This is a genomic window from Rhodococcus oryzae, from assembly GCF_005049235.1.
In the GTDB taxonomy this organism is placed as follows: domain Bacteria; phylum Actinomycetota; class Actinomycetes; order Mycobacteriales; family Mycobacteriaceae; genus Rhodococcus_G; species Rhodococcus_G oryzae.
The window spans coordinates 477,570-493,974 of sequence record NZ_SUMD01000002.1; the positions used below are offsets into that span (position 1 = coordinate 477,570).

Here is a 16,405-nt window from a genome sequence, read left to right on the forward strand (position 1 = left end):
GACTCAACACCCGCGGGGTGGAGGTATTCCCGGCGCGGCCGTCCGCCGCCGCCAGCCGGTCAGGAAGCCTGCCGGACGGCGAACACCGGGAACCGGCCGTCCTCGGCGGTGGGCCGGAACTCGACGCGGACGTCCCGGTCGGTCCCAGCCGGGACCTCGCCGTCGATCCACGTGTAGATCCGCGGGCCGTCGTCGAGCTCGACGATCCCGACGGCCGAGGGCGCGGAGTCCGCGCGCGCCTCGTCCGGCCGATGATCGGCCACCTTCCACGACACGATCGACCCGGCGCCGGAGGACGCCACCGGGCGGAGTTCGGCGCCCTGGCAGGACGGGCAGGATGCCGTCATCGGCGAGAGCAGTGCTGCGCAGCGCACGCAGCGATTGATCATCAGCGAGGACGGGTTGACCGGCGCCGTGCCCTGCGCGGTCATGCCGCGACCCTCGGCGGCCATGCCAGCACGGTCCTCATGGCGTGCCCGAAGCCGTGCGGGTCGCCGACCGGCCATTCGTGGGAGCCGGCGACCGTGAACACCGGCGGACGACGAAGCGCCGTGCGCAGCGACTCGAGGCCTGCCCGCGGGATCACCTGATCGCCGCGAGCCCAGAGCAGCGTCACCGGGAGGCCGCGTTCCGCCAGGCGGTCGAGTTGGCGCGTCTGGTCGCCGCCGCCGGTCGTGGCGCGCCATTCGTGCGGCAGTCCCGCCCGGATCGGGTCCCCGTTCTCCGCGGCGCGGAGGCCGACGCCGCCGCCGATCGAGTTGACGAGAACGAGGCGGGCCACGTGGTCGGGGAGGTCGTGGGCGGTCTGGATGGCGACGCCGCCGCCGAAGGAGTGCCCGACGAGGGTGACCGGTTCGGTCACGCCGACGGAGTCGATGAATCGGCCCAGCCACCGGGCGTGACCGGCGGGGTGCCGCTCACCGCGTGGGAGCTCGGCCGTCCCGCCGAACCCCGGGAGCGAGGGCGCGAACACGCGCGCGCCGTTGCGGGCGAGCCGTTCCAGTGACCGCCGGTACGTGCGATGGCTCGAGCCCCATCCGTGCAGGAAGACCAGCGGCGGGCCCTCGCCCGCGACGCCGTAGGCGAGGGAACGCCCGTCGAGCTCGGAGTCCAGCGAGGTCAGCGCGGGGCGCGGATCGGGATGGAGGATGCGCGGGGGCGGGGGCTGGTGGTGCGTCATCGGAACCTCGACGTGCTCGGCAGTGGTGTGGATCACACTGTTCTCTCGGGCGGCCCGCGGGACCACGGTGGAAACACGGGGGCACGTACCTGTTTCTCGCGGGGCACGGCGCGGCGACGTGAAACCCGACGGTTCCCCGCGGTGATCGGCCATAGTGGGTGCGTGGCCGCCAAACGAACACGCACCGCCGCCGTGGGACTGGCGGTATCCGCCGTCGGACTGCTCGCCGCCGGCTGCACAGATGGGTCTGACGCGCACGCGGGGACCGGTGCTCCCCCGGGGATCAGCACTCAGGCCACCGGGACGGTCAGCGGGACGCCGGACACCCTGAGCGTGGTGCTCGGTGTGCAGACGCAGGCACCGGACGCGGCAGGCGCCCTCCAGGACAACGCGAACAGGGCGAACGCCCTCATCGACACCCTGAAGGAGAAGGGGGTGCAGGCGGAGGACATCCAGACCAGCGGGCTGTCCGTGCAGCCGACATATGAGCCGAACTCCTCGGCGATCACCGGCTATCAGGTGACGAACCAGGTGACGGCGACCGTGCACGATGTCAGCGCGGCGGGCGGGCTGATCGATGCCGCCGCGGCCGCGGCGGGCGATGCCGTCCGGGTCCAGCAGACCTCCTTCTCCATCGCCGACGACAGCGACCTGCGCGCGCAGGCCAGGGCCGACGCGGTGCGGCAGGCGCAGGCCCAGGCGAGGCAGATCGCGGAGGCCGCCGGGGTCGGCCTCGGCGAGGTCCGGTCGATCACCGAGGTGCCCGTCACCGGGCCGACCCCGTACCCCGGTGCCGCTCTCGACCGAGCCCCCTCGACGCCGATCGAGCCGGGCAGCCAGGAGCTGACGGTGTCGGTCGCGGTCGTCTACGACATCGACTGAGCGCGCGCCCTTTTCCTCACAGTCTTCTCACACTCGCGCCACCCCTGTGCCAGAGATTTCCCGTACGGTCCGGCCTATGGTTGCCGCACATGCGAGTTCGAGACGTGGGCCGTGGGTGATCGCCGCGGTGACGGCGCTCCTCGCCGCCGCCGTCGGGGTCTATTTCCTGGTCTCACCGGAGGGGGAGTCGACGCGAACCGTCGCGATCGTCAACGAGGACGCGGGCGCGGTGGTCGACGGCAAACCGATGAATGCGGGTGACCAGGTCGTCGCGGCACTGCAGGAATCGGGTGACTTCGAATGGGCGACGGTATCGGTCGATGAGGGGTCGGCCGACACGTATCTGGCTTCCGTCACGATCCCGGCGGATTTCTCCGACTCGGTGAACTCGCTCTCCACCAATGCGCCCCGGCAGGCGGAACTCGCGGTGCACTACAACGGTGACGGCTCGCCAGCGGACACGGAGTCGATGTCGGCGTTGATGGCGACCGTCTCGGATCAGACCGGCGCGCAGGGCATCAAGGACGTCCTGGCCGGGATCGCTTCGGCGCGGGCGCAGTTGCAGCAGACGCTCTTGCCGTCCCAGCTGCTGACGGCGGCGACCACCGCCGCGGACAAGCAGGTCCAGCAGCTGCTCGGTCAGGCCGACCAGGTGTTGCCGCTCCTTGCCACGGCGAACGACGGCGCCAACCAGCTCGTCGACGTCGCCGGGCAGGTCTCGGCGATGGTGGACGGCGCGGCGGGCCCCGCGACCGAGGTGTCCGGGCGATTGACCGAGCTCGGCGTCACCCTCGGCGACGTCACCCGCTCCACCGAGCAGCTGCAGGGCGGTCTCGACGCCGCGGCCGCGACCCTGCGTGCCACCGGGCTCCAGCCCGAAATGGTGCGGACGCTGGAGCAGACCAAGACCGATCTCGCGCTGGTGTCCGGTCAGCTGACGGCGATCACCGGGCTGCTGAGCGCCGACGCCGGGCCCGACACCGACCTGGGCGGCGCGCTGCGCAGCGGGCTCGGCCAGCTGCAGGACGTGTCCGCGCAGCTCACCGATGCCGGCAACCAGCTCCAGGCCGGGATCGGCCCCATCGCGGAGCAGGCGCCCGCGCTGCTGGGCACCACCAAGGACCAGATCCTCACCGGCGTCAGCCAGCTCAAGTCCGTTTCGACGCAGATCGGGGAGCAGCTGACGAAGGGGGTCAACGCGATTCCCGCCCGCAATGCCGCGCAGCAGGATCGGATCTCGACCGTGCTCAGCGCGCCGGTCGCGGTGGTCCAGACAAGCGGATCCGACGGCGGGGTCGAGCTGTTCACCGCCAGGAACCTCGCGATCGTGTTCGCGGCGACCACCGCGGCGCTCGCGGGCGCACTGGTGTGGTCGCTGCGGCGGCGCCCGTCGGGTTCGCCCGCGACCCCCTGACACCGAAGGCGGGATCGCCTCGACTATCAGGCGATCCCGTCGAGCTCCACTCGGCACAGTTCGGCGGACCGGGTCGGATCGTCCGGGTCGGTGATCAGCCAGCCGCCGCCCAGATCGTCGTCCACGGCCAGGCCCTCCACCTTGCGCACGCTGGGCCGGCCGTCGGATTCGAGCAGCCGGGTCCAGCGCACCGAGAGCGGGTCCCCCACGCCGTCGATCAGGCCGACCGCCGCACCCGCGACCGGACCGTCGGCGATGGCATCGTCCGTTAGCTCGGCGGCGGCGAGGAACATCGTGCGGTCGTGGGAGAGGACGGCTGCGTCGGTGACGCCGAGGCCGACCCCGTCCAGCGTGCCGAGCTCGAACCAGGTGAACCCGAGCACCTGCGGACGGTCGCCGTCGAGGACACCCAGCGGCAGATCCACGCACGCACTCGCCGCGGAGCCGGCGCCACGATGGAACAGCCGCAGCCGTGATCCGTCTACCGCGGCCCCCTCGATGTTGGGCCGATCGGCGAGACCGAGCGCGAGTCGGACGCTGTCATATATCGCCGGGAACTCGTGCAGGGTGACGGAGCCGTCGTCGGGGTCGATGCGCGCGAGCGTGCAGCGGTTCTCCAGTGATCCGGAGCCCAGCAGTCGGATGCTGCCGTCCGGGGCGCGCAGCGCCGACTCGAAATCGGGCTTGTCCTTCTTGGCGAGCGCCACGCCGTCACCGCTGAGCGGCAGCCGGGTGACGCCGAGTCCGGGCAGGTCGATCCAGGCGGCACAGAAAGCGTCGTCCTGAACCGCCAGCAGGCGGTCGCCGACACGCACCAGCGCCGAGCCCGCGCGCACACCGGGCAGGGGATGTGCCGCGACGAGGCGGGCGCTGAGTTCCGATCGCACCGTCAACACAGTAGGGGAGCGCGGTTCAGGCGTTCCGATCCCAGCGGGCCGGGTCGGACTCGAGCGCGGACCGGTCCCAGTTGCCCATCGACGCGGCGGCCTCGTAGGTGCTCTGCAGGAACTCCATCAGCGCGGCGTCCGGGTCGGCGGCGGTGCGCACGGCCTCGTACGGCAGCACGAACTCGCCAAGCTCGGCGCTGTAGTGCGCCTGAGCGGGGCCGACCGGATGGTCGGCGAAACCGTCCGGCGCCGGGTAGGCGTAGGAGTAGAAGCCGCCCTCCTCGCCGCCGCCGGGCCAGAACCCGCAGCTGCTCAGCTCGCGGGAATAGCCCTCGACCATCACCCAGTCCGCGCAGTTCGGGGCACCACCGGGGTGGACGGGCGCGCCGCGCCCGGAGAACCGGGTGCAGGCCAGATCCATCGCGCCCCAGAAGAAGTGCACGGGCGAGCACTTGCCGACGAAATTCGAGCGGAACCGGGTCAGCACCCGGTCGGCCTGGACCAGCTGTCGCCAGAACAGGTTCGCGGCCGCGGCGTCGTACGAGGCGTGGACCTCGTCCTCCGCGAAGGGGATCGCCGTCACGACCTCGTTGGGGGCGGCCTGGATCCGCACCTCGACGCCCAGTTCCCCGAGCGCCGCCACGGTCTGGGCGTAGAACACGGCCACCGACTTCGGCTCGAGCGCGATCCGGCGCGCGCCGCCGTCACTGGTGCGCATGCGCAGCTCGTGGTCGCAGAAGTCGAACTCGATCTCGAGGAGCCGGGAGCCGCACGGGATGGCCGAGGTGGTCAGCCCCCTGGCGGTGACGTACAGCGTCACCTGCCACCAGTGGTTGAGCAGCGGCGCGTGCTGTAGCCGGATCTTCCCGACGATCTGCGTCCACATGTGCAGGGTGTCGCGGGTGTCGGTCCAGTCGTCGAGGCGCAGCGCGGGCCACGCGTCGGTCGCCGTCGTCTCGGTCATCGTGGCTCCCTCGGTGAATGCTCCCCGGAATCGTCGATGCCCATCCGAGTCTGCCACCGAGTGCCCCGCGCCCGAAGTCTTCTCGCGGCTGCCGTGGCCCACGCGGCGCCTCGCTGCGTTGTCGGAGTCCCAGGTAGAACCCCGCTACCTGGGACTCCTCCGCCTGGCGATGCATCCACGTGGATCCCCGGCAACCATCGATGGACTTCGGGCACGAGACACTAGACTCGGATCCGTGGCCCACACCGAGTCCTCGTTCACCGGCAAATACGGCACCCGGATCGACTACGACGTCTGGACGCCGGACGGCGAACCGCGCGCGGTCCTGATCCTCGCGCACGGCTTCGGTGAGCACGCCCGCCGCTACGACCATGTCGTCGAACGCCTCGTGGGCCTTGGCCTCGTGGTGTACGCACCCGACCATCGCGGCCACGGTCGCTCGGGCGGCAAGCGCGTCGAGCTCAAGGACTGGTCGGACTTCACCGACGACCTGCGGCGGCTGTTCGGGATCGCCGCCGCCGAGCATCCCGGACTCGACCGGTACCTGCTCGGCCACAGCATGGGTGGCGCGATGTCGCTGACCTACGCGCTCGATCACCCCGGCGACCTGGCCGGCCTGATCCTGTCCGCCCCTGCGGTGGACGTGACCACCGGGGTGCCTCGAGTGGTGGTCGAGGTAGGCAAGGTTCTCGGCCGGTACGCGCCCCGGGTGCCCGTCGAGTCGCTGGACGCAAATCTGGTCTCCCGCGATCCGGCTGTGGTGGCCGCCTACAACTCCGACCCGCTGGTGCACCACGGCAGGGTTCCCGCCGGTATCGCCCGCGGGATGATCGTCAACGCAGAGTCGCTGCCCAACAGGCTGCCGACACTGCAGGTTCCGTTGCTGCTGCTACACGGCAGCGAGGACGGGCTGGCGAACGTGAACGGCAGCCGGATGATCGCCGACATCGTGGGCTCCCCGGATCTGACGTACACCGAGTACGACGGCCTGTTCCACGAGGTGTTCAACGAGCCGGAGCGGGAGCAGGTGCTCGACGACGTGGTCGAGTGGCTGGAGTCGCGCCTCAAGGGATGAGAGCCGTGGTCACCGGCGCAGAGGCACTCCGGAGTCGGATGCCAGGTACCCCACCCTGCGCTGCACGGCCGCGATCTCGCGTACGCCGTCGCCCAGCAGGCTCCGGTTCAGGGGCGACAGCTCCGGCATGGTGACGATGTCGCCAGGGGCGAGACCCGCGGTGATCTGATCCACCTGGTGGGTCAACCGCAGCCGCTGGAGCAGTGTGAACACCTCGGTGAGGATTGTCGTATCCCGTTCTGTGAGTAGGCCGTTCCCCGCCGCGGCCCGCAACCTACCCGGCGTCGAGGCGGCGGTGGCCCCCACCGTCATGCCACCCCACCGGGCGAGGTTGACGATCGGTGTCAGTGCGTGCGTCTTGAGGTCGAAGGTGCCCCCGCGTCGCGAGAGCACGTCCCGCAGCGAGCGGGTGCGTGCGCGCCCGGCCAACGCATCACGCAGCTGCAATCGCAGGGCATCGGGATGGTCGGTCCGCATGTTCCGGTAGGCCGCCGGGACGGTGTGCAGAGACCGCTCGCCCCACACCACGCGCCCGTCCAGAAGCAGCGACGACATGACGAGCCCACGGTCCTGCAGCGGATCGTCCAACCAACGTGCTGCGGTGCGGCGCCAGCCGGAGACCGACCGCGCGAACCTCGGTGTGCTCGCGACCGCACCATTCGCGTCGGCGGGCAGCCCACAGTCGTCGAGGGTGACATGCACGGTCGCCGCCATCCTCATGAGACGTCCCGACTCGGGAGACAACTCGGGCACCCAGGACAGGGCGCTCTCGATATCGGATGACGGCATCGCCTCGCGGCGCGCGATGCTGCCGAGCGAGAGCCAGGCGAATCCCGTCCGCGGCAGGTCCTCGTCGTCCGCCAACGCGAACTCCACAGCGCGTCGAACGACGCTGTCGATGACCACCGAGAGGATCCCGCTGGTCGCCGATGCCTCGGTGCCGCCGCGGAACAGGTCCACCACCAGATCGGGGATTCCAGAGCAGACTTCCTGTAGCGCAGCGGGGCTCGGTGACAGCGCGATCGATCGGCGCAGGACAAAACTCTTGCGGGTGGCCGCGGCGAGCAGGTCCGCCTCCTCGAGGACACCCAACACCGCGCCACGGATCGTGAGTACCGGCATGTGCCGTAGGCCGCTCTCGAGCATGTCCATCAACACGGTGGCGGCCAACCTGTCCTCCGTGACGGTCTGGGCAGGCGTACTCATCACCTCCGACACCGGGGTGCTCAGGTCCACCCCGGCGGCCACCACCCTGGTCCTCAGGTCCCGGTCCGTGAAGATCCCGAGGTCGCCACCCGGCAACGGGATCAGGATGTAGGAGCTGCGGCGTTCGCTCATCTGCCGGACGGCGTCGCGCACGGAGGTCCCCGGCCTGGTGAGGGCCGGTTCGCCTCGCACCAGATCGCCCACGGCGCGTCGGGACGGGATCTGTTCGACCGGTACGGGAGTCGCGCCGGTGGCCTTCGCCGCAGCCTCCGCGAGAAAGGCCAGGCCGGCTGGCCTGGCGAACAATGGCCGCACGAGTTCCCCTGGCAGGCGGGACACCGTGGTGGGTTGGCTCGCCCTGGCGGTGAAGCCGAGGTCGGAGCCGGTCAGCAGCGCCGAGTAGCCGAACACGCCACCTGGATAGACGGTGTCCATGGGGACACCGTCTATCCCGTCGTCGTGCGGGTGCAGGAGCGTGACCTGTCCGCTACGCACCACCCAGATCACATCAGCGGGCCGCTGCGTGGAGTCGAGAATCACTGCACCCGTTAGGTATTCATCCGTGACCGCCGCGCCTGCCAACTCGGTGAGCTCACCCGGCGTCAGGTATTGGAACGGTGGGTGCTTCGAGAGGAAGGTCGCGGTGTCGAGCTCGAGGTCCACGTCGTCACCCTGGGGGGTTGCGAATGAGATCCGCGCACTTCTCCGCCATGGTCATGACCGTGATGTTCGGGTTGACGGCAGGCAGTTTCGGCATCGCCGACGCGTCCACCACCCGCAGGCGCTGTATGCCCTTCACCCGCAGCTGCGGATCCAGCACGGCGAGCGGGTCCTCGAACGACCCCATTCGCGCGGTTCCCGCGGGGTGGTAGACGGTGTTGTGTGTCTTGTGGACGTAGTCGAGCAGTTCCTCGTCGCTCACCGCCGCTGGTCCGGGCGCCAGTTCCCGTGCCACCCAGCTTTGCAAGGGATCTTGCTCGGCGATCTTGCGCGCCAACCGAATACCCGCCAGCATCACGGTCTCGTCGTGGCCCTCGGGATCGGTGAAGTATCGCGGATCCACCTTCTGCCGGTCCCGGAAATCACGCGAACGGAGCCGCACCGTGCCGCGGGATCGTCCTTGCGTCACATTCGGCGTGAGACAGAATCCGTTGTCGGTGGTGGGATATCCCCACCGCAGCGTGTTCATGTCGAAGGGCACGCTGCCGTAGTGCATCATCAGGTCCGGCTGCGTCAGCCCCGGGGCCGTGGTGGCGAAGAGGCCGATCTCCCACCACTGCGACGAGGTCGTCACCATGGGCCTCGACGCCTCCCAGAACACCAGGCCCTCGACGTGGTCGTCGAGGTTGCCGCCAACCCCGGGCGAGTCGACACGCACGTCGATCCCGATCTCCCGCAGATGCACGGAGGGGCCGATTCCCGAGAGCATCAACAGCTTCGGCGTATCGATCGCACCGGCAGTGACGATCACCTCGCGGCGGGCGGTGGCGGTGTCATAGCCCGTGAGATCCGGACGCTGGTACCGCACCCCGGTGGCGGCCAGACTGTCGTCGATCAGCAGTTCACTGACCCAGCAGTTGGTTCTGACCTCGAGATTGTTCCGTGTCCCCAGGATGGGATGGAGATAGGCATGCGAGCTCGACATGCGATTGCCGTTCTCGCCGGCGTTGATCTGGAACCAGCCGGCCCCGTTGAGTACCGTGGCGCCCCTGTTGAATTGGACGGTGGGCAGTCCGGCCTCGGCCGCCGACTCCAACACGGCGGCGCCGCACGGATCGTTCGGCGGGACATCGCGTAGCCGTACCGGGCCGCTGTGACCGTGCTGCCCGCCGGGGACATCGTTGTTCTCCACCCGGGCAACGAACGGCAACGTGCTCTCGGCGCCCCATCCGGTGGCGCCCATCGCCTCCCACTCGTCGAGGCCCTCCGCCGGCGGCCAGAACGCGATGCACGAATTGTGTGACGAGCACCCACCGAGGACACGGGCCCTGGCGTGCCGCATGAAGCTGTTGCCCTTCTCCTGCGGCTCGACCGGGTAGTCCCAGTCGTACCCGGAGTCGAGGAGGTGCATCCACTGCGAGAGTTCCAGGATGTTGCGGTCGTTGACGTCCGACGGGCCGGCCTCGAGAAGGCAGACCGTCACGGACGGATCCTCGCTTAGCCTGGCGGCGAGCACGCATCCCGCGGTGCCTCCACCCGCGATCACATAGTCGAAGACGGTGTCTGTCACGATGGTTCGCCCTCCGGTGCCGCGGTGCGTGAGGTGGCCGCGTGTGAGGCCAGGGTGCCGAGGTGGTGCCGTCCCTTCATGCCGTACCAGAGCAGGCCGAGGCACAGGATCGCGCCGATGTAGACGAAGGCGCCCCAGGTGTTGTACCAGGGCGTCCCGTACACCTCGGGGCGCGGCCAGGCCAGGTTCAGCGCCATCCCCACGCCCCAGACCACGGCGAGGATGTTCACGGGCAGGCCCCACCTGCCCATGGTGAAGTAGCCGCCCTCCTTCAGATCGGGCGGCGGCCATTCGCCCTTCAGTCGCTTCTTCAGCAGCGGTCCGGTGACCATGAGATACGCGAGGTAGATCATGATGATGGCGATCGACGTCAGCACGGTGAAGATCTGCGGCTGGCCGATGTTCACCACGAGGATCAGGGCCGCGAGCACGCCGATCGCGATCGCGGGGACCACGGGCGTCTGGTGCTTGGGATGCACCCGGGCCAGCTTCTCCCCGAATGGCAGCGCGTTGTCGCGGGCCATGGCGAATGTCAGACGGATCGCGGCGGCGTGCACGGCGAGGGAGCACACGGTTATCGCGATCACGATGCAGATGAGGAATATCGTGCCCAGCGGACCCCACATCACCTGCTCGACGATGTACTGGAGGCTGCCCTCGGGGCTGCCGAGCAGCGGATCGTCGAGATCGGGCGCCGCCATGACGGCGAACACCAGGATCGCTCCACCGATCACGAACGAAGCCAGGATCGCGCGGAAGATCGCCTTGGGAGCGGTCCGGCGCGGCTCGACCGTCTCCTCGCCAAGGGAACTCGCGGTGTCGAAGCCGTACATCACGTAGCCGGACGCCAGCGAGGCGACGAGGAAGGCCCCGAGATATCCGCCGCTCTCGCCCGCGCCGTATCCGTGCGTGGAGAAGAACACCTCCGGGCCCCTGGTGATGTTCGCCGCCAGGATCACGGCGATGAGGACCGCGGCGATCAGCTCGATGAAGACGCCAGCACTGTTGATCCTCGCCATCAACCTGACACCGTAGGCGTTGATGAAGGTGGTGAACGCGATCATGACGGTGCCGAGAATGACTGCGTTCGTGGCGAAGTCGTACTCGCCGGTGCCGTCGCCGACGATCTGGAAGCCGCTCCATATCCGCGGCAGGTTGAGCTGCAACGCGAGGACCACGGCCGAGAGGGTCACGATCGAGGCGGTGAGCATCAGCCAGCCGGACGTCCATCCCACGATCCGGCTGCCAAGGAGCTTCGCCCAGTTGTACACGGAACCCGCCACCGGGTACTTGGCCGCCAGTTCCATGAAGCACAGCGCGACGGCCAGCTGGCCGACGAAGACCATCGGCCACGACCACAGATACGCGGGTCCCGCGTTTCCGAACCCGAAATAGAACAGTTGGAAGGTGCCGGTGAGGATGGAGATGTAGCTGACCCCGGCGGCGAAGCTGGCGAACTTGCCGAGGCTCCGGTCCAGGGACTCCTTGTAACCGAAATCGCCGAGTCCGCTGTCTCCAACTGCGATGTCGCGCTGAGTGGTCATGTCTGTGCGCCCTCCCCGGGTTCGGTCAGTCGTTGTCGAACCAACCCGCCGCAGTCGGCGCGGTGTTGTGCCAGATGTGCTTGATCTCCTGGTACTCGGACAGTCCGGCGGGGCCCAGTTCGCGCCCGTTTCCCGATCTCTTGAAGCCGCCCCATTCGGCGGCGGCGGTGTAGTAGCCGAAGTCGTTGAGCCACACCGTGCCGTGGCGCAGGCCGCGAACCATGCGTTCGCCCCTGGCGCTGTCGGCGGTCCGGACCCCAGCGGCCAGTCCGTACTCGGTGTCGTTGCCGAGCCGGAGAGCCTCCTCCTCCGTGGCGAACCGCTCGACGGTGAGGATGGGGCCGAAGGTCTCCTCCCGCACGATGCGCATGTTCCGGTCGCAGCGGTCGAAGATGGTGGGCAGGTAGTAGCTGCCCCGCTCCAGGTCCGGGTCCGAAGGGCGGGATCCGCCGGTCACCAGTTCGGCGCCCTCGGAGATGCCGAGGGCCACATAGCGTTCGATCTTCTCCCGATGCGCCATGGACACCAGCGGCCCGGTTCGGCTTGCGGGATCGAGGCCGTCGCCCATCCGGATCTTCTCGGCCCGCGCGGCGAGAGCGGCTACGAAGTGGTCGGCAATCGAGTCCTCGACGATGAGGCGGGCCCCCGCGGAGCAGACCTGCCCGGAGTGCAGGAAGACCCCGGTGAGCACCTGGTCGACGGAGTCGGCACCGTCGGCGTCGGCGAAGACGATGTGCGGGTTCTTCCCGCCGAGCTCCACCGCGACCTTGGTGACATGCTTGGCGGCTGTCTCGAGAATGACCCGTCCCGTGACCAGTCCGCCCGTGAACGAGATGAAATCGACGTCAGGGGTGTCGGTCAGCGCGCCGCCGAGGACTGCGCCGCTGCCCTGCACCAGGTTCACCACGCCCCTTGGCACCCCGGCCTCCTCGATGAGTTTGACGAAGGCGATGGTGCTGAGCGGGGTGACCTCGCTCGGCTTGACGACCATCGTGCAGCCGGCGGCCAGTGCGGGCGCGATCTTCCACGAGATCTGCAGCAGCGGGTAGTTCCATGGTGCGATCAGGACGCACACGCCGATCGGCTCGTGTACCACCCGGCTGATCACGTCGGGCCGACCGACATCCACCACCCGATCCGACTCGATCGCGGCGAGTCGCGCGTAGTAACGGCAGACCGACACCACGTCGTCGATGTCGATCCTGCTCTCCGCCAGGGTCTTCCCGGTGTCGAGGGTCTCGATCCGTGCCAACTTCTCCTTGTCGCGCTCGAGCAGGTCGGCGATGGTGGCGAGCAAGGCGGTGCGCTCCGCGACGGGTGTCCGGGGCCAGGTGCCCTCGTCGAAGGCCGCGCGCGCCGCCGCGACGGCGCGGGTGGCGTCGTCGGGGGCGGCCTCGTCGACCGTGGCGACCACCGAACCGTCGGCCGGATTGAGGCAATCGCGGGTGTCGCCGGAACTGGAGCGGACCCAGGTTCCGTCGATGAACAAGCCCGTATCGAACAGGTCGCCGATCGATTCGTCCTGCAGCTTCACGCTCAACTCCGGGCCTCGCTTCCTCTCCCGGTTGCGGAGCAGCCGGTCTTGGAACTCATCGATGTGACGCTCTGCCGGGACAAGCACGCCCTTCTACCGTAGGCCGGTGGACGCGGTGTTGGCCGAGTTCACGGGATTTCTTTCGAACCCTCACTTGGGCAAAGTTGTGGTCGGCGGTGTCGTCGATGCTCGGCGCCGGTTCGGCGTAGGAATCGGGGCCTGCGCCTGCTGGTCCTAGTCTGGTGGGGTGGAAACGGTGAGTGAGGTGGAGCGACACTACGGCGGAAGGCCCGTGACGGCGCGCAAGGCGGAACGGCGATCTCAGTTCCTCGGCGCCGCCCTCGCCGTCTTCACCGAGAAGGGTTATGCGCGAAGCTCGGTCGCCGACATCTGTGCGGCCGCGGGGCTCGCCCGCAGCCAGTTCTATGCCGAGTTCGCCAGCCGCGAGGATCTTCTCCTCGCGCTCTACGACCAGATCCAGTCCGATGCCAGGGACGCCATGGTCGCCGGGCTCGCGGAGGTGGACTCTGCGGACGTGCGCGAACACGCGGCGGCAGCGATGGCCGCCTTCGTGGAATCGATCGGCCAGGACCCGCGCCGAGCGCAGATCTCCTACGTCGACATCGTCGGCGTCAGCCCCCGGGTCGAGCAGCACCGGCTCGATCAGCGCGCCGTGTGGCGCGGCTTCTTCGAGTCGACCCTCAGGGGTGTCGCCGGCGCCGGGTTCGTCCCGCCCGGCGGGTACGAGATGGCCTCGACGGCCTTCATCGGCGCGTTGACCGCGTTGGTGCATCAGTGGAGCACCACCGATCCCCGGCCGCCCGTCGCCGGCCTGATCGATGTGATGACCACCGTCCTCAACGCGTTTGTGAGCGGCGCATCCGAGGATTCCGCCGAGACCTGAGTGGCCCGAGGCGCCCCATTGTTATCCGCGACACAACCCCCTACAGTCGTGCGAGCAAAGTTAGACACGAGTATCTAATTTCCCGTGATCTGCTCGCGGGACAGGGGAGGACACCGATATGGCAGGGCGAGGACTGTTCGATCGAGGGGGCCGCCGACGCCGGATGTGCCTGATGGCCGCGGCCGCGGTGGCGGGGCAGTTCGCTTTGTCCGGGCCCGCGTTGGCCGCGCCCGCGCCTGACGGAGGGGCGGGATCGCCACAGGTGTCGGTGCAACCGGCCCTGCCGTTTCCGGTGCCGCCGAAGATCCCGGAGTTCGACGCGGAGTTCTACCAGCCGCCCGCCGAGATCGTGGCCTCGAAGGCGCCAGGCGAGATCATCGCCGCCCGCCAGGTGAATCTGGCGACGCTCAACGTCATCCCGACCAACGTCGATGCCTGGCAGGTCTCGTATCGGTCGAACAACGGTCGCGACGAGGCGATCGCGGCGGTGGCCACGGTCATCAAACCTCGCGGCGGGACCAGGGACGGCGCACCGCGCCCGCTGCTGTCGTTCCAGATGGCCGAGGACTCGCTCGGGCGCTACTGCGCGCCGTCGTACGTCATGCAGCAGGCGGCGGTGCCGTGGCTCCTGACGGGTGCAGTCACCTCAGGCGCGCAGTTCCTCGAGGTACAGGCCGCGCTGGCGCAGGGCTGGGCGGTGGTTGTTCCCGACCACCAGGGCCCGAACTCGTCCTTCGCCGCCGGTCCGGTGGCCGGGCGAATCACCCTCGACGGAATCCGGGCCGCGGAGAATTTCGCACCGATGCAGCTCAGCGGCCGGTCGACCAAGGTGGGGATGGTGGGCTACTCCGGCGGCTCGATCCCGACCGGGCACGCCGCCGAACTCCGCAAGACCTACGCGCCCGAACTCGACATCGTGGGAGCCGCGGAGGGCGGCGTCGCGGCCGATCTCGGTGCGCTCGTCGAGAACGCCGACAATGCGCTCGGCTCCGGCATCGTCGCCTCGGGCGTGATCGGGGTCAGCCGCGAGGATCCCGAGCTGGCAGCGTTCGTCGACGAGCGCATCAATCCGGTCGGGCGCGCGCTGTTCGCCGCGAAGGACAATCTCTGCGTGGCCTGGAATTCGTCGGTGGCGCCGTTCCTCAATCTGAAGGGGTTCTTCGACGGTGGTGATCCGCTGCAGAACCCGATCGCCAAGAAGGCGCTCGCGCGGACCGCGATGGGCAGGTCGGTACCCGACATGCCCATGTACATCTATCAGTCCAACCCGGATTGGCTCGTCCCCGTCGGTCCCGTCAACACACTGGTGGACACATACTGCAAGGATCCGTCCGCGAGCGTGGCCTACACGCGCGACCACTTCAGCGAACACCTGAGCCTGGAGGTTGCCGCGGTGCCGAGCGTGATCCTGTGGCTGCGCGATCGGTTCGCGGGGGAGCCTGCCCAGCAGGGGTGCAGCACCACAGATGTCGGATCGATCGCGCTGGACGCGAGGACGTGGCCGGTGTGGCAGCAGGTCGTCGGCGAGGAGGTCGCAGGCCTGTTCGGAAAGCCGCTCGGCGCCTAGGGTTCGTCACGGGCCGTCGGTCCGCCGCAGCTGGCTTCGAGACGGGGGATTTCGGATGAAGGGTGCAGGAATCGCCGCGTGGTTGGCCGCGGCAGCGGGGACCGGAGTCGCCGCCGGTCTGGTCGCGGTCTCCGGTCCCGGCGTCGCCGCGGCGACGCCAGGCTGCGTCCCGTGGACGACCGAGCGGGTGGCAGAGGGGTACGGGACGCTCGAGAACCTCGCGTTCGACGGACGCGGCGGAATGCTGTTGTCCGAGTCGTCGCTGACCGGGGCGGACGGCGCGATCCGGCGACTCGAGGCGAACGGATCCCGCACCACTGCGGTGCCCGAGGTGAAGGCGCCTGGCGCGATCGTGGTGGTGGGCGACACCGCCTACTTCACCACCGGGAACGGGTTCGTCTCGGGACTTCTCGGTCGTAGCGACGGCACGATCGACGCGCTCGACCTGGACACGGGCGCCGCCACCACGGTCGAGACCGGGTTGACCATGCCCAACGGGCTCGCACAGCTCCCTGACGGGGACTTCGTGGTCAGCCGGGACATCGGGCAGTCGACGGGACTCACCCGCGTGCCCGGGAGTGCCGAGCTCCCGTCCGGGTTCGCGCCCACCCTGAGTTCGACCAACGGACTGGCCTATGACGAGACCACCCGCCGACTGTATGTAGCGACGACCTTCAACCCGGTCACCACCATCGCCGCCGTCGACATCGACCACCCGGACGCCCCGCCGCGCCGGTTCGACCTGCCGGGGGTCGGCCCGATCAACTCTGCCGACGATCTCACGGTCGGGTCCGACGGATCGGTCTACGTCGCCTTGAACGTGGCGGGGACGGTCGTGCGACTCGACCCTGCCACCGGCGCGCAGTGCACCATCGCTGCCGGCCTGCCGCTGATCTCGTCGGTCCGGTTCGGTTCGGGTCCAGGCTGGGACCCGAACGCGCTGTACGCCACCAGTTTTCTCGGCACCGTCGTCAAGCTGACGCCGCCCGCGTCGTAACCGGGTGACCGGCGATCCGCC

At 69.2% G+C, this 16,405-nt stretch carries 14 protein-coding genes; 6 read left to right on the forward strand and 8 right to left on the reverse strand.

Annotated elements, in window-relative coordinates; genetic code table 11:
• Nucleotides 1–59: 59 nt before the first annotated feature.
• On the reverse strand, nt 60–452 hold the full coding sequence (locus FCG67_RS05630) for a Zn-ribbon domain-containing OB-fold protein (protein ID WP_246044864.1): 393 nt from the start codon (nt 450–452) through the stop codon (nt 60–62).
• Entirely contained in the window at nt 428–1,216 is a 789-nt protein-coding gene (locus FCG67_RS05635; RefSeq protein WP_246044865.1) for an alpha/beta fold hydrolase, read from the reverse strand. The genes FCG67_RS05630 and FCG67_RS05635 overlap by 25 nt, the downstream gene beginning before the upstream one ends.
• A gap of 126 nt (nt 1,217–1,342) precedes the next feature.
• Between FCG67_RS05635 and FCG67_RS05640 the strand changes: the two genes are divergently transcribed.
• Nucleotides 1,343–2,062: an SIMPL domain-containing protein gene (locus FCG67_RS05640; protein WP_246044866.1), complete on the forward strand. Its 720-nt coding sequence runs from the start codon at nt 1,343–1,345 to the stop codon at nt 2,060–2,062.
• A gap of 76 nt (nt 2,063–2,138) precedes the next feature.
• Complete coding sequence (locus FCG67_RS05645; RefSeq protein WP_136907883.1) at nt 2,139–3,476, forward strand: YhgE/Pip domain-containing protein; 1,338 nt, start codon at nt 2,139–2,141, stop codon at nt 3,474–3,476.
• A 26-nt stretch (nt 3,477–3,502) separates the two neighbouring features.
• Here the strand turns inward: FCG67_RS05645 and FCG67_RS05650 are convergent, their stop codons facing one another.
• Both FCG67_RS05650 and FCG67_RS05655 read right to left on the reverse strand, forming a co-directional pair.
• On the reverse strand, nt 3,503–4,363 hold the full coding sequence (locus FCG67_RS05650) for a DUF6929 family protein (protein WP_136907885.1): 861 nt from the start codon (nt 4,361–4,363) through the stop codon (nt 3,503–3,505).
• A 25-nt stretch (nt 4,364–4,388) separates the two neighbouring features.
• The gene (locus FCG67_RS05655) at nt 4,389–5,327 is read right to left on the reverse strand and encodes a DUF5996 family protein (RefSeq protein WP_136907887.1); all 939 of its coding nucleotides are present in this window, start codon (nt 5,325–5,327) and stop codon (nt 4,389–4,391) included.
• Nucleotides 5,328–5,562: 235 nt separating this feature from the next.
• Here FCG67_RS05655 and FCG67_RS05660 point away from each other — a divergent pair, with 235 nt between their 5' ends.
• Nucleotides 5,563–6,402, forward strand: coding sequence for an alpha/beta hydrolase (locus tag FCG67_RS05660; RefSeq protein WP_136907889.1), 840 nt, complete (start codon nt 5,563–5,565; stop codon nt 6,400–6,402).
• A 9-nt stretch (nt 6,403–6,411) separates the two neighbouring features.
• Here FCG67_RS05660 and FCG67_RS05665 read toward each other — a convergent pair whose 3' ends face one another.
• From FCG67_RS05665 to FCG67_RS05680, 4 genes are read right to left on the reverse strand one after another with little or no spacing between them, the layout of a single operon-like run.
• A complete protein-coding gene (locus FCG67_RS05665) occupies nt 6,412–8,271 on the reverse strand; it encodes a putative nucleotidyltransferase substrate binding domain-containing protein (RefSeq protein WP_169310447.1) in 1,860 nt (619 codons plus the stop codon).
• A 4-nt stretch (nt 8,272–8,275) separates the two neighbouring features.
• On the reverse strand, nt 8,276–9,838 hold the full coding sequence (locus tag FCG67_RS05670) for a GMC family oxidoreductase (RefSeq protein WP_136907891.1): 1,563 nt from the start codon (nt 9,836–9,838) through the stop codon (nt 8,276–8,278).
• Nucleotides 9,835–11,382: an APC family permease gene (locus FCG67_RS05675; RefSeq protein ID WP_136907893.1), complete on the reverse strand. Its 1,548-nt coding sequence runs from the start codon at nt 11,380–11,382 to the stop codon at nt 9,835–9,837. The genes FCG67_RS05670 and FCG67_RS05675 overlap by 4 nt, the downstream gene beginning before the upstream one ends.
• Before the next feature lie 25 nt (nt 11,383–11,407).
• Complete coding sequence (locus tag FCG67_RS05680; RefSeq protein ID WP_136908127.1) at nt 11,408–12,910, reverse strand: aldehyde dehydrogenase family protein; 1,503 nt, start codon at nt 12,908–12,910, stop codon at nt 11,408–11,410.
• Between the two features lie 253 nt (nt 12,911–13,163).
• Between FCG67_RS05680 and FCG67_RS05685 the strand changes: the two genes are divergently transcribed.
• From FCG67_RS05685 to FCG67_RS05695, 3 genes are all read left to right on the forward strand, one after another.
• On the forward strand, nt 13,164–13,820 hold the full coding sequence (locus tag FCG67_RS05685; RefSeq protein ID WP_246044867.1) for a TetR/AcrR family transcriptional regulator: 657 nt from the start codon (nt 13,164–13,166) through the stop codon (nt 13,818–13,820).
• A gap of 163 nt (nt 13,821–13,983) precedes the next feature.
• Nucleotides 13,984–15,387 carry a lipase family protein gene (locus tag FCG67_RS05690; RefSeq protein WP_136908131.1) on the forward strand — a complete coding sequence of 468 codons (1,404 nt, stop codon included), beginning with the start codon at nt 13,984–13,986 and terminating at the stop codon, nt 15,385–15,387.
• Nucleotides 15,388–15,442: 55 nt separating this feature from the next.
• Nucleotides 15,443–16,384: an SMP-30/gluconolactonase/LRE family protein gene (locus tag FCG67_RS05695; protein ID WP_136907895.1), complete on the forward strand. Its 942-nt coding sequence runs from the start codon at nt 15,443–15,445 to the stop codon at nt 16,382–16,384.
• The last annotated feature ends 21 nt before the right edge of the window (nt 16,385–16,405 follow it).

Bases quoted from the DNA above. Each gene is read 5' to 3' on its own strand.
- FCG67_RS05630 (WP_246044864.1), bottom strand. From the start codon at position 452: ATGGCCGCCGAGGGTCGCGGCATGACCGCGCAGGGCACGGCGCCGGTC.
- FCG67_RS05645 (WP_136907883.1), top strand. From the start codon at position 2,139: ATGGTTGCCGCACATGCGAGTTCGAGACGTGGGCCGTGGGTGATCGCC.
- FCG67_RS05655 (WP_136907887.1), bottom strand. From the start codon at position 5,327: ATGACCGAGACGACGGCGACCGACGCGTGGCCCGCGCTGCGCCTCGAC.
- FCG67_RS05675 (WP_136907893.1), bottom strand. From the start codon at position 11,382: ATGACCACTCAGCGCGACATCGCAGTTGGAGACAGCGGACTCGGCGAT.
- FCG67_RS05690 (WP_136908131.1), top strand. From the start codon at position 13,984: ATGTGCCTGATGGCCGCGGCCGCGGTGGCGGGGCAGTTCGCTTTGTCC.
- FCG67_RS05695 (WP_136907895.1), top strand. From the start codon at position 15,443: ATGAAGGGTGCAGGAATCGCCGCGTGGTTGGCCGCGGCAGCGGGGACC.